The organism is Streptomyces sp. JNUCC 64, assembly GCF_054484115.1.
The window spans coordinates 3,466,232-3,484,936 of sequence record NZ_CM137015.1; the positions used below are offsets into that span (position 1 = coordinate 3,466,232).

At 70.8% G+C, this 18,705-nt stretch carries 17 protein-coding genes; 3 read left to right on the forward strand and 14 right to left on the reverse strand.

Translation table 11 applies throughout. From position 1 onward, the window contains the following. Positions 1-4: 4 nt before the first annotated feature. The 3 genes from ACVWNX_RS14065 to ACVWNX_RS14075 are packed head-to-tail and all read left to right on the forward strand — an operon-like array spanning position 5 to position 2,555. Positions 5-850 (forward strand): HpcH/HpaI aldolase/citrate lyase family protein, encoded by an 846-nt coding sequence (locus ACVWNX_RS14065; protein WP_454414266.1) that lies wholly within the window; start codon positions 5-7, stop codon positions 848-850. Beyond that, complete coding sequence (locus ACVWNX_RS14070) at positions 847-1,389, forward strand: MaoC family dehydratase (RefSeq protein ID WP_454414267.1); 543 nt, start codon at positions 847-849, stop codon at positions 1,387-1,389. The genes ACVWNX_RS14065 and ACVWNX_RS14070 overlap by 4 nt, the downstream gene beginning before the upstream one ends. Continuing rightward, positions 1,386-2,555, forward strand: coding sequence for a GNAT family N-acetyltransferase (locus tag ACVWNX_RS14075; protein ID WP_454414268.1), 1,170 nt, complete (start codon positions 1,386-1,388; stop codon positions 2,553-2,555). Before ACVWNX_RS14070 ends, ACVWNX_RS14075 begins: the two co-directional genes overlap by 4 nt. Before the next feature lie 136 nt (positions 2,556-2,691). On the opposite strand, the gene ACVWNX_RS14080 is transcribed toward ACVWNX_RS14075, so the two are convergent. The 14 genes from ACVWNX_RS14080 to ACVWNX_RS14145 form a co-directional block, all read right to left on the reverse strand. Further along, positions 2,692-3,513, reverse strand: a complete 822-nt coding sequence (locus ACVWNX_RS14080) for a hypothetical protein (RefSeq protein ID WP_454414269.1) — start codon at positions 3,511-3,513, stop codon at positions 2,692-2,694. 318 nt (positions 3,514-3,831) lie between these two features. Next, the gene (locus ACVWNX_RS14085; RefSeq protein WP_454414270.1) at positions 3,832-4,671 is read right to left on the reverse strand and encodes a calcium-binding protein; all 840 of its coding nucleotides are present in this window, start codon (positions 4,669-4,671) and stop codon (positions 3,832-3,834) included. A 238-nt stretch (positions 4,672-4,909) separates the two neighbouring features. Then, the gene (locus ACVWNX_RS14090; RefSeq protein WP_454414271.1) at positions 4,910-5,752 is read right to left on the reverse strand and encodes a calcium-binding protein; all 843 of its coding nucleotides are present in this window, start codon (positions 5,750-5,752) and stop codon (positions 4,910-4,912) included. Positions 5,753-5,933: 181 nt separating this feature from the next. Further along, positions 5,934-6,794 carry a calcium-binding protein gene (locus ACVWNX_RS14095; RefSeq protein WP_454414272.1) on the reverse strand — a complete coding sequence of 287 codons (861 nt, stop codon included), beginning with the start codon at positions 6,792-6,794 and terminating at the stop codon, positions 5,934-5,936. A 271-nt stretch (positions 6,795-7,065) separates the two neighbouring features. Beyond that, the gene (locus ACVWNX_RS14100) at positions 7,066-7,923 is read right to left on the reverse strand and encodes a calcium-binding protein (protein WP_454414273.1); all 858 of its coding nucleotides are present in this window, start codon (positions 7,921-7,923) and stop codon (positions 7,066-7,068) included. A gap of 261 nt (positions 7,924-8,184) precedes the next feature. Further along, positions 8,185-9,021, reverse strand: a complete 837-nt coding sequence (locus ACVWNX_RS14105; RefSeq protein WP_454414274.1) for a hypothetical protein — start codon at positions 9,019-9,021, stop codon at positions 8,185-8,187. Positions 9,022-9,488: 467 nt separating this feature from the next. Beyond that, a complete protein-coding gene (locus ACVWNX_RS14110; RefSeq protein WP_454414275.1) occupies positions 9,489-10,349 on the reverse strand; it encodes a calcium-binding protein in 861 nt (286 codons plus the stop codon). Between the two features lie 370 nt (positions 10,350-10,719). Continuing rightward, entirely contained in the window at positions 10,720-11,550 is an 831-nt protein-coding gene (locus ACVWNX_RS14115) for a calcium-binding protein (protein ID WP_454414276.1), read from the reverse strand. A 371-nt stretch (positions 11,551-11,921) separates the two neighbouring features. Beyond that, positions 11,922-12,758, reverse strand: a complete 837-nt coding sequence (locus ACVWNX_RS14120; protein ID WP_454414277.1) for a calcium-binding protein — start codon at positions 12,756-12,758, stop codon at positions 11,922-11,924. Positions 12,759-13,161: 403 nt separating this feature from the next. Then, positions 13,162-13,962: a calcium-binding protein gene (locus tag ACVWNX_RS14125; protein ID WP_454414278.1), complete on the reverse strand. Its 801-nt coding sequence runs from the start codon at positions 13,960-13,962 to the stop codon at positions 13,162-13,164. A gap of 249 nt (positions 13,963-14,211) precedes the next feature. Then, positions 14,212-15,096 (reverse strand): calcium-binding protein, encoded by an 885-nt coding sequence (locus tag ACVWNX_RS14130; protein WP_454414279.1) that lies wholly within the window; start codon positions 15,094-15,096, stop codon positions 14,212-14,214. Positions 15,097-15,337: 241 nt separating this feature from the next. After that, complete coding sequence (locus tag ACVWNX_RS14135) at positions 15,338-16,183, reverse strand: DUF5707 domain-containing protein (RefSeq protein ID WP_454414280.1); 846 nt, start codon at positions 16,181-16,183, stop codon at positions 15,338-15,340. 242 nt (positions 16,184-16,425) lie between these two features. Then, on the reverse strand, positions 16,426-17,271 hold the full coding sequence (locus ACVWNX_RS14140) for a calcium-binding protein (protein ID WP_454414281.1): 846 nt from the start codon (positions 17,269-17,271) through the stop codon (positions 16,426-16,428). 399 nt (positions 17,272-17,670) lie between these two features. Then, positions 17,671-18,483, reverse strand: coding sequence for a calcium-binding protein (locus ACVWNX_RS14145; protein WP_454414282.1), 813 nt, complete (start codon positions 18,481-18,483; stop codon positions 17,671-17,673). Between the last annotated feature and the right edge of the window lie 222 nt (positions 18,484-18,705).

An 18,705-nucleotide genomic window follows, 5' to 3' on the forward strand; every position in this document is an offset into this window, starting at 1 on the left:
CCCTGTGACCAGCAACGGCCGCCCGCCCGGACGGGCCTGGATCATCACCCCCGGTCTGCACGAAGACCGCTTCGCCACCGCGCGGAAGTCCGGCGCCGCGGTCGCCGTCGTCGACATCGAGGACTCCGTCGCCCTCCCCGACAAGCAGACCGCCCGCACCACCTCCGAAGCGTTCTTCGCCCACCCCGACCCGCCGTGCACCCTCGGTATCCGGATGAACAGCCTCACCACGATCGACGGCGTCAAAGATCTCGCCGCCCTCGCCTCCTACACCACCCGGCCCGACCTCATCGTGGTCCCCAAGGTGGAATCCCCCCGCGACATCGAACTCGTCGCCGCCGTACTCGACGCCGACGGCTACACCCCCGACATCTGGGCGCTGATCGAAAGCCCCCGGGCCTTCGACACCCTCCCCGCGATCATGCGCGCACCCCGGCTCGGCGGTGTCCTCTTCGGCTCCGCCGACTACGCCGCCTCCGTCCGCTGCGGCCTGGGCTGGGAGGCCCTCCGCTACGCCCGCTCGGCTCTCATCAACGCGGCGACCGCCGCGAACATCCCCGCCATCGACGCCCCCACCTGGGAACTCGACGACCCCGGCATCCTGCGCCGTGACGCCGAACGGGCCAAGGAAATCGGCTTCCACGGCAAAGGCTGCGTCCACCCCCGCCACGTACAGGTGATCAACGAGGTCTTCACCCCGAGCACCGAGGAGATCGCCCAGGCCCGCGCCATCGTCGCGGCCGCCGACGTCAGCGGCGGAACGGTGACCACCGTGGACGGGCAGATGCGCGGCACCCCCTTCTTCAACCGGGCCCGCGCGCTCGTCGCCGAAACAGACCGTACGTCATGAGCGTCGGCCTGCCCCGCGGCTACCGGCGGATCGGCGAGGAGCGGATACGTGAGAGCGTCGGCCTGTCCTACCCCGAACTCGCCCCCGGACTGATCATCGAGCACCGGCCCGGCCGGACCGTCACCGAACTCGACAATCTCCTCGGCGTCGCCCTGAGCGGCAATGCCGCCCCCATCCACACCGATGCCCACTACAGCGCCCAGACGCAGTGGGGCCGCATCCTGGTCTGCTCCGGCGTCACCCTCAACCTCGTGGCCGGCATGACCGTCCGCAGCATCAGCGGCCTGACCACCGCCAACCTCGCCGTCGACCACGTGCGCTTCACCGCGCCCGTCCACCTCGGCGACACCCTGTACGCCGAGACGAAGATCCTCACCCGCCGGGCCTCCGAAAGCCGTCCCGACACCGGGGTCATCACCTGCCACACCAGCGCACACAACCAGAACAGCGCCAGCGTCCTGGCCTTCACCCGCACCTTCCTCGTGCCTCTTGACGCGACGCCGCCCGCGACGCCACCCACTACTGAGGGCGGACCATGAACCAGCAGCTGACCTTCGCCCCGGCCGACGACAGCCTGTGGGAGCAGTACGACCAGCTCGCCACCCGCGCCTACGGCCACCCGGTCGGGGACATCACCCACCTGCGCAAGCACGCCGACCTCCAGGTCGCCGTCCGCGGCGGCCGGGTCGTCGCCGGCGGGCTGGGCCTCCTCGTCGATCAGTTCTTCGGCGGCGCCCCCGTCCCCAGCGCCTGCCTCGGCGACGGCTGCGTCGCCCCCGAGGAGCGCGGCGAGCACCTGGCCGCCGACATGACAGCCGAACGACTGCGCCCCCTGATCGAACGCGGAGCGGTGATCTCCACGATCGTGACCTCCTCCACCGGCTACGCCCGCCGCCTTGGATGGGAAGCCCCCACCGGCGTCCTCGCGTGGAAGGTGGCCACCGACGATCTCAAACAGTCCTTCGCCCATGAGGACTTCGAGGCCGAGCACGGACTGGCCGACGAAGCCCAAGCCCTCCAGCGCGACCTCGCCCGCCAGTGGAACGGCCCCGTCCACCGACCCACTTGGTGGCCCCGGTGGAAGCACGACAAGAGCAACCTCACCACCTACCGCTTCACCCGGCCCGGCCACCCCGCCACCGGCCTGCTCAGCCTCACCACCAAACGGCACGAGCGCCACGGCATGAGCCTGGCCGTCCACGACTTCTGGGCCGCCAGCCAGCCCACCGCCGCCGCCATGTTCGCCTTCCTCGGACACCACAACACCCGCGCCCGCACCATCGAGTTCCGGCGCGGCGCCCTCCCGCCCTGCCCCACCCTCCTCCACGGACTCCGCCACCACCGCACGACCGCCGAAGCCTGGCACCCCTGGATGCTCCGCATCCTCAACACCTCCGAGGCCATCCGGCTCCGCGGGTGGCCCACCGACCTCACCACCGCCGTCCCGATCGAGATCGAGAACGAGACCGGCGACTGGGCCCGGTGGATGCTCGAGTTCAATAACGGAGCGGCCGAGATCATCCCCACCCACGTTGAGGGACAGGTGGCCTTCACCCGGCGCCAGCTCGCGGTCTGGTACGCCGGCGGTTACCGGTCCACCACCTCGGCCCGCATGGCCGGAGTCCACACCACATCGGAGAAGGCGCTCACGACCCTCGTCCGCAGCACGGCACAGTTCGAGCCCTGGCTGCCGGACCACTTCTGACAGCGGCGGGAGCCTCCCCCTTCCCGCCTGCCCGAGTGCCGGCGGGCGCGGCGGGCGGGCCCCCGGGCCGGTCGCGTGGCGGGCGGCGCCGGGTGCCGACCCGGTGGGGGGCGGAGGGCGGCGCCGGGCCGTCGTCTCAGCGCACGTCGACGAAGTCGGCGGGCGAGGTCGCCCCGCCGGTGGTCCGCGCGCCCCCGTACGCGAGGCGGTAGTGGCCGTCCACCGACGCCTTCACCGTCGTCCGCACCTTGCCCCGGCTGTCGGCGGAGACCGTCTTCACGGTCGTCCACTGCCCGCCCGTCGGCCTGAACTCCAGCTTCACCGCGGCGCTCGGGAAACCGCCGTACCGGTGGGTGTTCCAACTCGCCCGCGTCAGATCGCCCTTGACCGTGACGTTCGCACCGGTCCGCACCGCCCCAGGCGCCGCGTCCACCGTCAGCTTCGCCGCCCGCTTCACCGAGTGGGTGCGGAACTTCTCGTCGTAGTGGACGCGCTGCTTCCCGTCCTCCACCACGACGGCCACGTTCCAGCGGCCCGCGTCGGCGTCGGTGAGGTGGTCCTGCGGCATCTCGGGCGCCGCGAAACGCGGATCGGCGTACACCTTCACCGCGCACTTGGAGGTGGTCGCGTCGACCGGGTCGCAGGAGTGGTCGAACGCGTCCGGCCCCAGGACGCGCCGCGCCTCCGCGAGGCTCGCGCCGCCCTTCCAGAGCAGGACCGCAGCGGTCCCGACGCCGTCGGGGTGCTTCGCGGTGAAGGTGACCGGGAAGCTCTTCACGGAGGTGCCGACCACGAGGGCCTCGCCGCCGTTCAGCGCGAAGCCGCTGATCGTCGAAGCGGGCAGGGCCCCGGCGGCCGGGGTCGCGGGGCGGTCGTCCGCGTGGGCCGCCGGGGCGGAGAACGCGGTCAGCGCCAGGGTGCCGGTGGTCGCCAGTACGGCGAGGGGGCGGATCTTCATGTGGTGGTGTCGTCCTGTCGCTGGGGCCGCCGCGACGGGCGTCGCCCCCGGTGGTTCGGGGACGCGCGGCGGGCCGGGGTCGTTGGCCCGAGCCACCGGCGCGCCCGGGGGCTCTTGAGATGAGGGATCACTCTTGAATCCCCTTGGTTCCAGGGGGAGTTGGCGTCAATGCGACAACCGGACGGCCGGGCTTCGGGCTTCGGGCTTCCGTGGGGGCGGCGGCCCGCGCCGGACGTCATCCGGCGCGGGCCGCCCGGCACGCTCCGCGCGTCAGCGACCCCGGTTCCGTGCCCGTCCCCGTCAGCGTCCCCGTCAGCGTCAGCGCACGTCGATGAAGTCGGCCGACGAGGTCACCCCGGCCGTCTTGCTGGAACCGCCGTACGTGAAGCGGTAGCTGCCGTCGGCGGACGCCTTCACGGTGGTCTTGACCTTGCCCCGGCTGTCCGCCGCGACGGTCTTGACGGTCTTCCAGGTGCCGCCGGGCTTCTTGAACTGGAGCTTCACCGCGCCGCTGGCGAAGCCGGCGTACCGGTGGGTGTCCCAGTTCGCCCGCGTCAGATCACCCTTCACGGTGACGGTCGCACCGCGCCGCACGGGCTCCGGCGAGGCGTTCACCGTCAGCTTCGCCGCCCGCTTCACGGAGTGGGTGCGGTACTTCTCGTCCCCGTACTCCTTGTCGTTCCCGGCGAGCACGGCGACGGCCAGCTTCCAGCTGCCCGCGTTGGCGTTGTCGAGGCGGAACTCGTCGATCGGGAACTTCGGGTCGGCCACGATCGCGACGGTGCAGGTGGACGTGGTCCGGTTGACCTTCTTGCAGAAGTCGCCCGCAGCGCCCATCAGAGGGGGCGTCAGCATGCGATCGGCCGCGTTGACGTCCGAACCCCGCCACAGGAACGCTATGGCGTCCTTGATCCCCTTGGAGTGCTTGGCGGTGAACGTGACGGTGAGCTTCTTCGCGGAGGTGCCGACCACCAGGTCCTTGCCGCCGCTCAGCTTGAGACCGCTGACGATCGAGCCGAGGGGCGCGGGGGCGGCGGCCTGGGCGGCGAACGGCGCGACGGCGCCGGTGGGGCGGTCATCGGCGTGCGCGGCCGGAACGGCGACGGCGGTCAGGGCGAGGGCGCCGGTCGTCATCGCCACGAGGGCACGGGTCTTCATGTGGTGTCACCTGTCACTTCGGAGTGGTCGTCGGAGCGGGCTCCGGCTGCGCGGGGCCCGCTCGATGACCATGATTGCCTATTGCGTGAAAATTCCACCGGCCGGTGCCTGGGCGGCCGGGTGCGCGTCCGCGCCGGTCGCCGGGCGCGCCTTCACGCCGGTGCCCGGGTGCGCCGGTGCCCCGGGCGGCCGGGTGCGCGTCCGCGCCGGAGGCTGTCCGGCGCGGACGCGCGACACCTCAGCGGACGTCGACGGTGTCGGCGGGCGAGGTCACCGCGCCGGTCGTGGCGGAACCGCCGTACCTGAAGCGGTACTGACCGTCGGCGGACGCCTTGACCGTGGCCTTGAGCCGGCCACGGCTGTCCGCCGCGACCGTCTTCACGGTCTTCCACGTGCCGCCGGACTTCTTGAACTGGAGTTCCACCTGGTCGGCAGCGAACCCGGCGTACCACTGCTTGTCCCAGCTCACCCGGGACAGCGCGCCCTTCACGGTGAGGTCGGCGCCCCGGCGCACGGGCTCGGGCGTCGCGTCCGCCGACAGCCGCGCCGCCCGCTTCACGGAGTGCGTGGCGTAGGTGGGGAAGAGCCCGGCCCACTGCTCGCCGTAGTCGGTGAAGTTGAGCTCCAGGTTCCACTGGCCCGCGTTGGCGTCGTCGAGGTCGTAACGGGATTCCCGCTCGTTCGGGTTGGCGACGATGTTCAGCGTGCAGTCCGCCTCGGTCTGGCTGACGTAGACGCACGTCTGGGGGTCGCCTTCGTCCCCGCCCCCACCGGTGTAGTACGGGAGCAGCCGACGTTCGGCCTGGCCCGGACTCGGTCCCCGCCACAGGCTCCCCGTGACGTAGTCGATCCCCTTCGGGTACTGCGCGGTGAACGTGACCTTGATGGTCTTCGCCCGGAGGCCGACCACCGTCTCCTTCTCGCCCCCGTTCAGCACGAAGTCGGTGATCTTCAGTTCGTCCTCCGGGGCGGCGGCCACCGGCCGGGCGGACGACCGGTCGTCCGCGTGGGCGGCGGGCACCACGACGGCACCCAGAGCGAGGGCACCGGTCACCAGCGCGACCGCGGTACGGCTCTTCATGTGGTGTGTCCTGTCGGTACGGGCCCCGCGAGCCGTGCGCCACCCCGTACGTCGTGCTTCCAGGGCGTACGGCCGCGGGACCGATGGTCGTGGTCGTGTTCGGAGAGGCGGGGCCGCCGGGCCGGACCACCCGGCGGCCCTCGTACGCGCGGTGACGGACGTCAGCGCGCGCGAACGGACGTCAGCGGACGTCGACGGTGTCGGCGGGCGAGGTCACCGCGCCGGTCGTGGTGGTGCCGCCGTAGGTGAGGCGGTACGCGCCGTCGGCGGACGCCTTGACCGTGGTCCTGACCTTGCCCCGGCTGTCGGCGGAGACCGTCTTCACGGTCTTCCACGTCCCGCCGGACTTCTTGAACTGGAGCTTCACCTTCCCCGTGCCGCCCGAGAAGCCGTCGTAGCGGTGGGTGTCCCAGTTGGCCCGGGTCAGGGTGCCGCCGACGGTGATGTTCGCGCCCCGCCGCACCGGCTCCGGCGAGGCGTTCGCCGTCAGCTTCGCCGCCCGCTTCACGTTGACGTCGCCGTAGTGGGTGTCCTCCGCGACGGCGACGACCCGGCCGGGGCCGTCGATCTTCCGGAAACCGCCCCCGGCGACCTTCCAGACCCCGGCGTGCTTGTTCTTCAGGTCCAGGTGGGAGCTGCCGGAGTGGGACTTCGGACGGGCCTCGAAGACGTACCGGCAGGTGGCCGAGGTCGCGGTGCGCTCGCACGGGGCGGGGCGCGGCTCGTACGAGGTGATCATCGCCTTCGCGGTGAGGTAGGTGCCCTGGTACAGGGCGGCGGCGGCCCGTTCGACACCGCCCTCGTCGAAGGCTCCCACCTCGACGGAGAACTTCTTCACCGAGGTGCCGACCACCACGTCCGCACCGCCGTTCACGACGATGCCGGTGAGCTTGCCGGTCGTCGGAGAGGCCACGAACGCCGAGAGGGCGCCGGGCGGGTGCTGCCCCGCGTCGGCGGACCCGGCGGCCTGGGCGGACGGGGCGGTCAGGGCCGAAAGGGCCAGAGCGCCGCTCACGACGGCGATCGGGGCACGCATGCGCATCAAGGGTTTCTTCCCCACGTAGTCGGAACCGTTCGGCCGGGTCGACGCACCGTCCCCCCGTGGCACGGTGCGTCATCGGCCGGACGCCCGTCCGGCTGGTCGCGGAGTCCGTCGACTCCACCGGAACAGACCGTCCGCCCTTCCCCACGGTTGTACTGACGGACGGAGTCGGCCGTTTCCCCCGCCGTCCCACCGGAAGCGCCACGGTCGGGCACCCGGTCATGTGTCGCCGCGCGCACGCGGTGACGGGATGTCAGTGCGCGTCAGTGCGTCAGCGCACGTCGACGGAGGCGCCGGACGAGGTGGCCGTGCCGGTCGTGGTGGAGCCGCCGTAGGTGAAGCGGTAGCTGCCGTCGGCGGACGCCTTGACCGTGGTCTTCACCTTGCCCCCGCTGTCGGCGGCGACCGTCTTCACGGTCTTCCACGTCCCGCCCGCCTTCTTGAACTGGAGCTTCACCTTGCCCGCCCCGCTCGCGAAGCCCACGTACCGGTCGCGGTCCCAGTCGGCCCGGGTCAGGGTGCCGTCGACCGTGACGTTCGCACCCCGCCGCACCCGTCCCGGCGACGCGTCCGCCGTGAGCTTCGCCGCCCGCTTCACGTAGTGGGTGGCGAAGGTGTCGACGATGGCGGTGTAGCCCGAGTTGTTGTAGGTCAGCGCCGCCGCCACGTTCCAGCGGCCCGCGTAGTCGTTGTTGAGGTCGACGTCGGGTATGTCGCCCTTCGGATCGGCGACGAGCGGGACCGCGCAGGAGGAGTAGCGCAGGACGATGCTGCGGCAGAAGTTCGGCATGGACCCGTCGTCGGCCGCTTGTGGCGCCAGGACGCGCTCCGCCGACTCGACGTCCGCGCCGCCCCGCCACAGGGCCACGAGGCCCCTCTTGATCCCGCTGTGGTGCTTGGCGGTGAAGGTGACCGTGAACTCCTTCGGGGAGAGGCCGACCACCAGGTCCTTGCCGTCGTTCACCGCGAAGCGGTCGATCTCGTCCTCCAGGGGACGCACCTCCCGCGCCGCCGGGCCGGACCCCGCGAACGGATCGGCGGGCCGGTCGTCCGCGTGCGCGGCGGGAACCGCGAGGGTGGTCAGCGTCAGGGCGCCGGTCGCGAGCACGACGAAGGCTCGGGTCCTCATACGTTGTCCTGTCCGTCCGTGGGGTGGTGGGTGTCCGTGGGTCTGTGGGTCTGTGGGTCTGTGGATCTACGGGGCTGTGAGTCCGCAGGTTCGTGGGCCGTGGGTTCGTGGGCCGTGGGCCTGCGGGTTCGTGGTTCGCGGGGCCGACCGTCGCGCACGCCGCTCCACGGCTTCTAGACCCGCGAGGGGGCACGGTGGTTGCACGCCGCTTTCCGACGCGAAACCGCCACGCGGGCCGTCGGGGCGGACGCGTTCCGCCGGTCAGCGCACGTCGACGAAGTCGGCGGGCGAGGTCGCGCCACCGGTCGTGGCGGAACCGCCGTACGTGAAGCGGTAGTGACCGTCCACCGTCGCCTTCGCCTTGGTCGTCACCCGGCCCCGGCTGTCCGCCGCCACCGTCCTGACCGTCTTCCAGGTGCCGCCCCGCTTCTTGAACTGCAGCTTCACCTGGTCCGCCGCGAACCCCGCGTACCACTGCTTGTCCCAGCTCACCCGCAGCAGCGCGCCCTTCACGGTGACGTCCGCGCCCCGCCGCACCGGCCCCGGCGTCGCGTCCGCCGACAGCCGTGCCGCGCGCTTGATGTCGACGGTGCCGTACGACGTGTCGCTCGCCCCGCCGTCCTGGTCGCGCGACACCGAGAGGGCCACATTCCACTGGCCCGCGTGCGCGTCGTCGAGGGCGTGCCGGCGGTCCGGGTCGTAGGGGGTCGCGGGCACCTCGACCACGCACTTGGCCGTGGTCTGGCTGACGCTGCGGCAGTTGCTGTCGGTGGGGTAATCCTCGTCCTCCGAAACCTCGTAGCTGTCGTGCATGATGCGCTCGGGTTGGCTGTGGCTCGGGCCCCGCCACAGGGACACCGAACTGTCCGTCACCCCTTGGGGCAAGGTCGCGGTGAACGTGAACCGGACCGACTTCCCCCGCAGGCCGGCCACCACGGGCTTACCCTCGTTCACCTGGAAATCGGTGACCACCCCGTCGAGGTCCCCCGTGGCGGCCGGACGGACGGGCCGGTCGTCGGCGTGCGCGGCGGGAACGGCGAGGGCGGTCAGGGTGAGAGCGCCGGTCGCGAGCGCGGCGAGGGCACGGATTCTCATCATGCGTTGTTCCTGTTCGTGTGGGCCGGCCCTGGACGCGCGCCGTCCCCAGTCGCTGGGCGCGTCCACGGAACCGGAGCCGTGGGACGGGGTCACCGGGATCGGTCCCGGGACTCCACGGCTCTAGACACGCCGTGGGGCACGGAGGTTGTACGCCGTGCGCTGGCCGTCCTGGCCGCCTTGGCCTGTGCTGGCCGCCTTGGCCGTGCTGGCCGCCTTGGCCGTGCTGGCCGTGCTGGCGTGAGGGCGCCGACTCCAACCGCTCGGGCCCGGGGAGCGCGGCCCCGCACGCGAAGGGGCGCCGCCCCGGGCGGGCAGAGGTCCCGTGAAGGTCCCGCCCGGAGCAGCGCCCCGTCACTTCTCAAGCCGTCCCCACCGCGCCGGACGGGCGTCCGGCGCGAGGGCGTTCGGCGCGTCCCGCCGGGTCGGCGCGTCGGCGCGGCCCGTCGTTCAGCGCGTCCCGTCGGGGGTCAGCGCACGTCGATCCGGTCGGCGGCCGAGGTGACCCCACCGGTGGTGGAGGAACCGCCGTACGTGAAGCGGTACTCACCGTCGACGGACGCCTTCACCGTGGTCTTCACCTTGCCCTGGCTGTCGGCCGCGACCGTCTTCACCGTCGCCCAGGAGCCACCCGTCTTCTTGAACTGGAGCTTCACCGCACCACTCACGAAGCCGCCGTACTTCAGGGTGCCCCAGTCGGCACGCGTCAGGTCGCCCTTGACGGTGATGGTCGCACCACGCCGCACCGGCTCCGGCGAAGCGTTCGCCGTCAGCTTCGCCGCCCGCTTCACCTTGACCGTCTTGTACTTCTCGTTCAGCGCGACGGGCTCGATGGTGGGGCCGTCCGGGTTCGCGGGGTCATCCACGACCTTGCCGGCGAAGGCGGCGACGTTCCAGGTGCCCGCGTGCTTGTTCCCCAGGTTCGTCAGCTCCTCCTCCACGGGAGCGGCCTTCGGGCTGGCCAGGAAGACGAACTTGCAAGTGGCCGTCGTGGCCGTGTACTTGCACGGCTCTTCTCCGGCGAAGTCGTGGACGGAGATGAAGTCGTTCGCCGTTTCGAGGGCCGGCCCGTGCCACAGCATGGCACCGGCGAAGTCGACGCCGGTCGGGTTGGACGCGCTCACCTCGACGGTGAACTTCTTCTGAGCGGTACCGATCACCACGTCCTTGCCACCGTTCACGGTGACCTTGGTGATCTTGCCCGTCAGCTCCGCGGGAGCTGCGGCGGCGGCCGAGGAGAACGCCGACGGGGAGTCCGGAAGGCCCGGCACCCCGTCAGCGGCCTGGGCGGACGGAACGGTCAGGGCCGAAAGAGCCAGAGCGCCGCTCACAACGGCGACAGAGGCACGCATACGCATAGAACTCTTCCCCAGATATTCCGTGGCCGGTCCGCCCGGTCCAGCGCACCACCCCCCGGTTCACGGGGTGCGCGGTCTCTGACGGTCCAGCAGGTCATGGAGTCCGATGACTCCACACAGGAGACATCCACTCCCGCCAAACGGTTGCACCACGGCACCCACCTATTTCACGGCCCTCAGCCGCACCACCTCCCCTGGCTGCCTGGCAGGGCGGGGGAGGGAACGAAGAAGGGCGCCGCCCCGGGAGGTCCCGTTCCCGGGGCGGCGCCCTTGACACCACATCGACCGCGCCGGAGGCCCTTACGGTGTGGTGCCGTTCAACGCGTCAGCGTCCCGTCGGAGGTCAGCGCACGTCGATCCGGTCGGCGGCCGAGGTGACCCCACCGGTGGTGGAGGAACCGCCGTAGGTGAAGCGGTACTCACCGTCGACGGACGCCTTCACCGTGGTCTTCACCTTGCCCTGGCTGTCGGCCGCGACCGTCTTCACCGTCGCCCAGGAACCGCCCGCCTTCTTGAACTGGAGCTTCACCGCGCCGCTCGCGAAGCCGTTGTACTTGTGGTTGTCCCAGCTGGCCCGCGTCAGGTCGCCCTTGACGGTGATGGTCGCGCCCCGCCGCACCGGCTCCGGCGACGCGTTCGCCGTCAGCTTCGCCGCCCGCTTGATCTTGGCGGTGTTGAACTTCTCGTTCAGCGCGACGATCTTGGGATCGGCGTCCGGGTCGGACGGGAACTTGAAGGCCGAGGCGACGGTGTTCCAGACGCCCGCGTGCCGGTTCGCCAGGTTCAGCTGTTCCACGCCGTCGGCCTTCGGGTCGGCCACGAAGGTGTGCTTGCAGGTGACCGTCGACCCGCTGGGGAGGCACGTGGTGTCGAGGACGTCAGGGAGGAGGACGTCCTCGGCGCTGCCGATGTCCCGGCCCTGCCACAGGGCGGCGAAGGCGAAGTCGATGCCCGAGCGGTTCGAGGCGCTGACCTCGACGGTGAACTTCTTCTTGGAGGTGCCGACCACCAGGTCCTTGCCACCGTTCACGGTGACCTTGGTGATCTTGCCGGTGGGAGCGGCGGGCGCGGCAGCCGTGGCGAACGGCGACAGGGAGTCCGGAAGGCCCGGCACCCCGTCAGCGGCCTGGGCGGACGGAACGGACAGGGCCGAAAGAGCCAGAGCGCCGCTCACAACGGCGACAGAGGCACGAATGCGCATAGAACTCTTCCCCAGATATTCCGTGGCCGGTCCGCCCGGTCCAGCGCACCACCCCCCGGTTCACGGGGTGCGCGGTCTCTGACGGTCCAGCAGGTCACGGAGTCCGATGACTCCACACAGGAGACTTCCGCCCTCGTCGAAAGGTTGCACCACGGCACTCATCTATTTCACGGTCCCCAGTCACACCACCCGCAACAGCCGCACGAAGGGGACGGAAACGGGAAGGGCGCCGCCCCCGGTGGGAGCCCGTCAAGGTCCCCACCCGGAGCGGCGCCCCGTGAACGCGTCACGTCAGCCACGCCGATACCGTTCGGCGCGTCCCGTCGTCCCGTCGTCCCGTCGGATCAGCGCACGTCGATCCGGTCGGCGGCCGAGGTGACCCCACCGGTCGTGGAGGAACCGCCGTACGTGAAGCGGTAGCTGCCGTCGGACGACGCCTTCACCGTGGTCTTGACCTTGCCCCGGCTGTCGGCGGAGACCGTCTTCACGGTCTTCCAGGTGCCCCCGGCCTTCTTGAACTGGAGCTTCACCGCACCACTCGCGAAGCCGCCGTACTTCAGGGTGCCCCAGTCGGCCCGCGTCAGGTCACCCTTGACGGTGATGGTCGCACCCCGCCGCACCGGCTCCGGCGAAGCGTTCGTGGTCAGCTTCGCCGCCCGCTTCACCTTGACGGTCTTGTAGTTCTCGTCCAGCGCGACGACATCGGAATCGACCTCGCTCGCAGTGTCCTTGAGCCCGACGGCGGCGACCTTCCAGGTGCCCGCGTGCCGGTTCGCCAGGTTGATCAGCCACGGCTTGTCGCGGCTGGGCTTCTTCGGAGTGGCCTCGAAGGTGTAGGTGCAGGTGGCCGTCGTCCGGGTCTGCGCGCACGTGTCGGGCTCGATGCCGATGATCACGTCGTCCGTGGTGTCGATGTCACGCCCCTGCCACAGCGCGGCGACGACGTGGTCGACGCCGCGCGGGTGGGAGGCGCCCACCTTCACGGTGAACTTCTTCGCGGAGACACCGATGATCACGTCCTTGCCACCGTTCACGGTGACCCCGGTGATCTTGCCGGTGGGAGCGGCGGCCGCCGCGAAGGAGTCCGGCAGGTCCGACCCGCCGCCCACGGCCTGGGCCGACGGAACGGACAGGGCGGAGAGGGCCAGAGCGCCGCTCACGACGGCGACAGAGGCACGCATGCGTATCAAGAGCTATCCCCAGGTTCGATTGCCGGAGCGGCACCCGGTCCCGACGCGCCGTCCCCGGTCCATGGTCCACGGGGCACGCCGTTCACCGGATCGCCCGGCCGATCGTGGAGTCGGCTGACCCCACGAGAACAGACGCCTCATCCTCTCCGACCGGTCACGGAAGATCCGCACCATCCGGCCGTGAGGGGGATCACACCTTACGCCCGGAACGCCCCGTACGCGGAGCCTTCGTACGGGAAGCCCGTACAGGAACCCCGTACGGGAGCCCTCGCACGCGGAAGGGCGCCGCCCCGGGCGGGCAGAGGTCCCGTGAAGGTCCCGCCCGGAGCAGCGCCCCGTCGTCATGTCACGCCGACCGCCCCGGAGAGCGTCCGGCGCGGCCCCGTCCGACGTGTCAGCGCACGTCGACGAAGTCGGCGGCCGAAGCCGCCCCGCCGGTCGTGGTGGAACCGCCGTACGTGAAGCGGTACTCACCGTCGACGGACGCCTTCACCGTCGTGCTCACCTTGCCCCGGCTGTCGGCGGAAACCGTCTTCACGGTCGCCCAGGAACCGCCCCGCTTCTTGAACTGCAACTTCACCGAGTTACTGAGGAAACCGCCGTACGCGTTGGTGTCCCAGTTCGCGCGCGTCAGATCGCCCTTGACGGTCAGGTCGGCACCGCGCCGCACCGAGCCCGGAGCCACGTCCACCGTCAGCTTCGCCGCCCGCTTCAGCTTGAACGTGGCCGCCTCCAGCTTCTCGTCGTAGGCGCCGTCCTGCTGGTCCTCGACGAGCGCGGCGTAGACCTTCCAGACACCCGCGTCCTTGTTGGTCAGGTTCCGGTTGACCCCATCGGTCTTCGGATCGACGTCGACGAGGTCCTTGCAGGTGAGGCCCGGCAACCAGTGGCACGGATCCTCCGTGTAGTGGGTGTAGCCCAGGTAAGCGTCCGGTGTCCTGATGGCGCCGCGGTAGACCTGGGTCTGGCCTGTGATCTTGGCGACGTGACCGCGATAGGCGTTCAGTTCGACGACGAACCTCTTCTTCGCGAGGCCGACCACCACGTCCTTGCCACCGTTGACGGTGACCTTGTTGATCCTGGGCGACCCACCGGCGGCCCCGACATCGGACTGGGCCGCCTGGGCCGCGGGGACGGACAGCGCGGAGAGGACCAGGGCGCCGCTCAGCAAGGCGACGGAAGCACGTCTACGCATCGGATTACTCATCTCCAGAAGGTTTCAAGGACCGGCCCCGCCCGGGGTGCGCCGCCCGGGTGCGCCGCCCGGTCAGGTGCCCCTCGACGGACGCGACGGTCCGGCGGGTCCGGCGGGTCCGGCGGGTCCGGCGGGTGGACGATCTGCCGCTACGGGAAGCACGCGGGCGCGGGCCGCAGGGGTCGTACGGCGAACGACGGAACGCCGTACGACCCTGCGAAGGCACCCCGGCGGGGGCGCCCGTCAGGCTCAGCGCACGTCGACGAAGTCGGCGGCCGAAGTCGCCCCGCCGGTCGTGGTGGAACCGCCGTACGTGAAGCGGTACTCACCGTCGACGGACGCCTTCACCGTCGTGCTCACCTTGCCCTGACTGTCAGCGGAAACCGTCTTCACGGTCGCCCAGGAACCGCCACGCTTCTTGAACTGCAACTTCACCGAGTTGCTCAGGAAACCGCCGTACGCGTTGGTGTCCCAGTTCGCACGCGTCAGATCGCCCTTGACGGCGACGTCCGCGCCCCGCCGCACCGAGCCCGGAGCCGCGTCCACCGTCAGCTTCGCCGCCCGCTTCACCTTGACGGTCGCCGCCTCCAGCTTCTCGTCGTAGGGGATGTCCTGCTGCTCCTGGCCCGTCGAGACATAGACCTTCCAGACACCCGCGTCCTTGTTGGCGAGGTTCGGGTGGAAGCCGTCGTTCTTCGGGTCGGCGTCGAAGACGGTCCTGTCGGTGTAGTGCGTCCTCGTAGCGCTGACGATGTCGGAGCTGGAGGCGAACATGGAGGAATCGGGCTGGGCCTCACCGTCGCTGAGGACGCCCCGGTAGAGCTTGACGAACGCCTGGACGTCCACGCCCTCGGGCCTGTACATCACATCGACGGTGATCTTCTTCTTCGACAGGCCGATCACCACGTCCTTGCCACCGTTCGCGGTGACCTTGCCGATCTCTCCCACACGGTCACCGGCCGCCCGGAACGCCTCCGAGACAGTCACCGGCTGGAACGCCTCCGACACGGTCACCGGTCGGAACGCCTCCGAGATGGTCTCCGGCCGGTCGCCGTCGGCCTGGGCGGCCGGGACGGCGAGGGCGGAAAGGGCCAGCGCGCCGCTCACCACGGCGACGGAAGCACGCATACGCATCAAGTCAACTGCTCCTCATGTTCAGGGTGTTCCGAGGGCCGGCCCCGGCCGGACCGCGCGGTGTTCCGTCCGACGGGTCGGATACGCGGTCCTCCGGCCGGGTCAGGCCGGGTCGGGGCCGTCTTCCGGTCGGGGTACGAGAACCCCGCTCCCGGAAGACGGCCCTCTCCTCGCGGCGGGACGACCGGTCACGTCGTCCCGTCCGCGTGTGGGCGCCCCCGGCGGGGGCGCCCGTCCGGGCTCAGCGCACGTCGACCGACGCCGGGGCCGACTTCGCCCCGCCCGTCGTCCCGGAACCGGCGTACGTGAAGCGGTACGAGCCGTCGGTGGACGCCTTCACGGTCGTCTTCACCTTCCCCCGGCTGTCGGCGGAGACCGTCTTCACGGTCTTCCACACGCCGCCCGCCTCCTTGAACTGAAGGCCGACCTTCCCCGCGCCGCTCGCGAAGCCCCCGTACCGGTGGGTGTCCCAGTTCGCGCGCGTCAGATCGCCCTTGACGGTCACGTCCGCGCCCCGGCGCACCGAGCCCGGCGCCACCCGCGTCGACAGCTTCGCCGCCCGCTTCACACTGACGGTGCGGAACTTGTCGTCACCGTACTCGCGGCCCCCGTCACCCCCGCGCATGTCAACGAGCAGCGCGGCGCTCACGTTCCACCGGCCCGCGTTGGCGTTGTCCAGGTCGTTCACGGGCTCTGAGCCCTTCGGGTAAGCGATGACCTTCTGCGTGCACTTGACAGTGGTCCCGCCCTTCGGGGTGCACTGAGCAGGCTCGACCGATTCTGAGAAATCGGGCAGCAGGCGCCTCTTCGCATCCCAGATGGAGGATCCGCCCCGCCACGGAACGACCAGGGCGTCGTACACCCCGTCGCGGTGCTTCGCCGTGAAGGTGACGGTGAACTTCTTCGCGGAGGTGCCGACCACCAGGTCCTTGCCACCGTTCAGCTTGAAGTCGCTGACGATCGGGTCGAGCACCCCGGCGGCGGAGACACGGGCCGCGGACCGGTCGTCCGCGTGCGCGGCCGGGACGGAGAGGGCGGTCAACGCCAGAGCACCGGTGGTCAGTGCGACGAAGGCACGGGTCTTCATACGTTGTCCTGTCACTGAGGGCCGATCGTGGCGCGCGCCCTCCCCCGGTCGTTCCGGGCGCGCGCTCACGAGGCCGACGGTCGAGAAGACGGAACCCCGGGCCCGGGGCTCCACAGCACCAGACCTCCCACCCGTCACCACGGTTGCACGGGTTCCCGTGGCGCAAATGCGTCAACCAGGTTTGCCAGCCGCTGAGATGAGAGTGCGCCGGGTCTGCCGTCAGCGCGTTCCCCCGGGTCGGTTCAGCGCACGTCGACGCGGTCGGCGGCCGACTTGGCCCCGCCGGTCGTGGTGGAACCGCCGTACGTGAAGCGGTACGAGCCGTCGGCGGACGCCTTCACGGTCGTCTTGACCTTCCCCCGGCTGTCGGCGGCGACCGTCTTCACGGTCTTCCAGGTCCCGCCCGCCTTCTTGAACTGGAGCTTCACCGCGCCGCTCGCGAAACCGCCGTACTTCACGGTGTTCCAGTCCGCCCGCGTCAGATCGCCCTTGACGGTGACGTTCGCGCCCCGTCGCACCGTCCCCGGCGAGGCGTCGGCCGTCAGCTCGGCCGCCCGCTTCAGCTTCACGGTCGTGTACTGGGGCACCTCGTCGAGGTGGTCGTCCTCGTCCGTGGCGCTCAGGGCGAAGACCTTCCAGACGCCCGCGTCCTTGTTGGTGAGGTCGGGGTTGATCCGGTCGGTCTTGGGGTCGACGTCGATGGAGTACGCGCAGGTGAGGATCGTCCTGCCGGTGGAGCAGGGCTCGCGGCCCGTGGAGCTGGGCGCGAGGAAGGGGTCCAGCATGGCGAAGCTGCCCCGGTAGGGGAAGGCCATGGCCTTGGCGGCCACCCCGTTGTGACGTGCCTTCACCTCGATGGCGAACCGCTTCTTCGTCAGACCGACCACCACGTCCTTGCCGCCGTTCACGGTGACCTTGGTGATCTTGCCCGGACGCTCGGCGGCCAGGGCGGACGCTGCGGACGCGACGGGGGCGTCCGGCAGAGCCGGACCGCCGCCGTCGGCCCCGGCGGCCTGGGCGGACGGAACGGTCAGGGCCGAGAGGGCCAGGGCGCCGCTGACGACGGCGACGGGGGCACGCATGCGCATGGGGACTCTTCCCGGGTGTCGGGGCCGTGCCCTCCGAGCCGGACGCCGCGCCGCCACGGCGCTCGGCCGGGGCGCGACACCCGGTGGACGGTCCGGCCGGTCACGGGGGTCCGGCGACGTTCCGCCGAACTCCGCACCAACAGACCGCCGTCGACGCCGGATGGTTGTAGAGGGAACGGTCCGGGACGGTTCCGGTTCCGGTTCGGGGGCCGGGGCCTGGACGTTCCAGGGCCGGACGGTTCCGGAACCGTCCGGAACGGGTCCGGGAACGCCGGAGGGCGCCGTCGCGGTGGGTCCGTCCTCCGGAGCGGTGCTCCGGGGCGGTACCGCGACGGCGCCCCCGTCGGTCTCGCGCTCAGTCGCGCGTCAATCCCTCGTCAGTCGTGCGTCAGTCGTGCGTCAGCGCACGTCGATGGCGTCGGCGGAGGAGTTGATCGCCGGGGTGGTCGAGGTGCCCGCGAAGCTGTAGCGGTACGAGCCGTCGGCGGTGGCCTTGACGGTCGTCTTCAGGTTGCCGCGCGAGTCCGAGTTGATCGTCTTCACGGTGGTCCAGGTGGTGGCACCGGTCTTCTTGTACTGGAGCTTCACCGGCTGGGCGGTGTAGCCCGCGTACTTGCTGGTCTCCCAGTTGGCGCGGGTGAGCGCACCGGTCACGGTGATGTTGGCACCGCGGGTGACCGGCTCGGGCGAGGCGTTGGCGGTGAGCTTGGCGGCCCGCTGGAAGCGGAAGCTCTTGAGGTTGTTGGAGTCGTAGTACGCGGTGTCGTACGAGTCGCTGTACTTGGACGACACGCTGACCTCGGTCTTCCAGGAGGCAGCGTCCTTGTTGTCCAGGTCGAAGGTCGGGTCGACCACGATCGTCGCCTTGCAGTTGGAGGTGGTCGGGGCCGCCGTCACCTTCTTGCAGTCGTCGGCGTTGACGCCCCACTCCTCCGGCAGGAAGAGGCTTTCGGGGGCGTCGACGTCGCTGCCGCGCCACGGGACGATCAGGGCGTCGGGGTCGATGCCCGCGGGGTGGCTGGCCGTGAAGGTGATCGTGAAGGTCTTCTTCGCGGTCGTCCCCACGACCACGTCCTTGCCGCCGTTCACCTTGACGTCAGTGATCTTGACGGGCACGGGCGCGGCGGCCGGAGCGGCGGTCGCGGCCGGGACGGCGAGGCCGGTGAGGGCGAGGGCGCCGGTCACCACGGCGGCGGATACGCGGGTGCGCATGAGTTCCCCAATGTGTTTCGGGGACTCCCGGGGCGATCCACGCCACCCCCCAGTTCTGGGGCGTGGGGCCGCACGGGAGCCCGGTTCTGCCGAGCCGGTTGGCTCAACGGACAAGACACACCATGCCATTGAACGGTTGCACTCGTCCACAGTTTTTTGTCGTGTGAGCCGCGTTCACACATGACGAAGTGACGCCGGGCGCCGGACGAATCAGTGCAGAAC

Bases quoted from the DNA above. Each gene is read 5' to 3' on its own strand.
- ACVWNX_RS14070 (WP_454414267.1), top strand. From the start codon at position 847: ATGAGCGTCGGCCTGCCCCGCGGCTACCGGCGGATCGGCGAGGAGCGG.
- ACVWNX_RS14075 (WP_454414268.1), top strand. From the start codon at position 1,386: ATGAACCAGCAGCTGACCTTCGCCCCGGCCGACGACAGCCTGTGGGAG.
- ACVWNX_RS14080 (WP_454414269.1), bottom strand. From the start codon at position 3,513: ATGAAGATCCGCCCCCTCGCCGTACTGGCGACCACCGGCACCCTGGCG.
- ACVWNX_RS14085 (WP_454414270.1), bottom strand. From the start codon at position 4,671: ATGAAGACCCGTGCCCTCGTGGCGATGACGACCGGCGCCCTCGCCCTG.
- ACVWNX_RS14090 (WP_454414271.1), bottom strand. From the start codon at position 5,752: ATGAAGAGCCGTACCGCGGTCGCGCTGGTGACCGGTGCCCTCGCTCTG.
- ACVWNX_RS14095 (WP_454414272.1), bottom strand. From the start codon at position 6,794: ATGCGCATGCGTGCCCCGATCGCCGTCGTGAGCGGCGCTCTGGCCCTT.
- ACVWNX_RS14100 (WP_454414273.1), bottom strand. From the start codon at position 7,923: ATGAGGACCCGAGCCTTCGTCGTGCTCGCGACCGGCGCCCTGACGCTG.
- ACVWNX_RS14105 (WP_454414274.1), bottom strand. From the start codon at position 9,021: ATGATGAGAATCCGTGCCCTCGCCGCGCTCGCGACCGGCGCTCTCACC.
- ACVWNX_RS14120 (WP_454414277.1), bottom strand. From the start codon at position 12,758: ATGCGTGCCTCTGTCGCCGTCGTGAGCGGCGCTCTGGCCCTCTCCGCC.
- ACVWNX_RS14125 (WP_454414278.1), bottom strand. From the start codon at position 13,962: ATGCGTAGACGTGCTTCCGTCGCCTTGCTGAGCGGCGCCCTGGTCCTC.
- ACVWNX_RS14130 (WP_454414279.1), bottom strand. From the start codon at position 15,096: ATGCGTATGCGTGCTTCCGTCGCCGTGGTGAGCGGCGCGCTGGCCCTT.
- ACVWNX_RS14135 (WP_454414280.1), bottom strand. From the start codon at position 16,183: ATGAAGACCCGTGCCTTCGTCGCACTGACCACCGGTGCTCTGGCGTTG.
- ACVWNX_RS14140 (WP_454414281.1), bottom strand. From the start codon at position 17,271: ATGCGCATGCGTGCCCCCGTCGCCGTCGTCAGCGGCGCCCTGGCCCTC.
- ACVWNX_RS14145 (WP_454414282.1), bottom strand. From the start codon at position 18,483: ATGCGCACCCGCGTATCCGCCGCCGTGGTGACCGGCGCCCTCGCCCTC.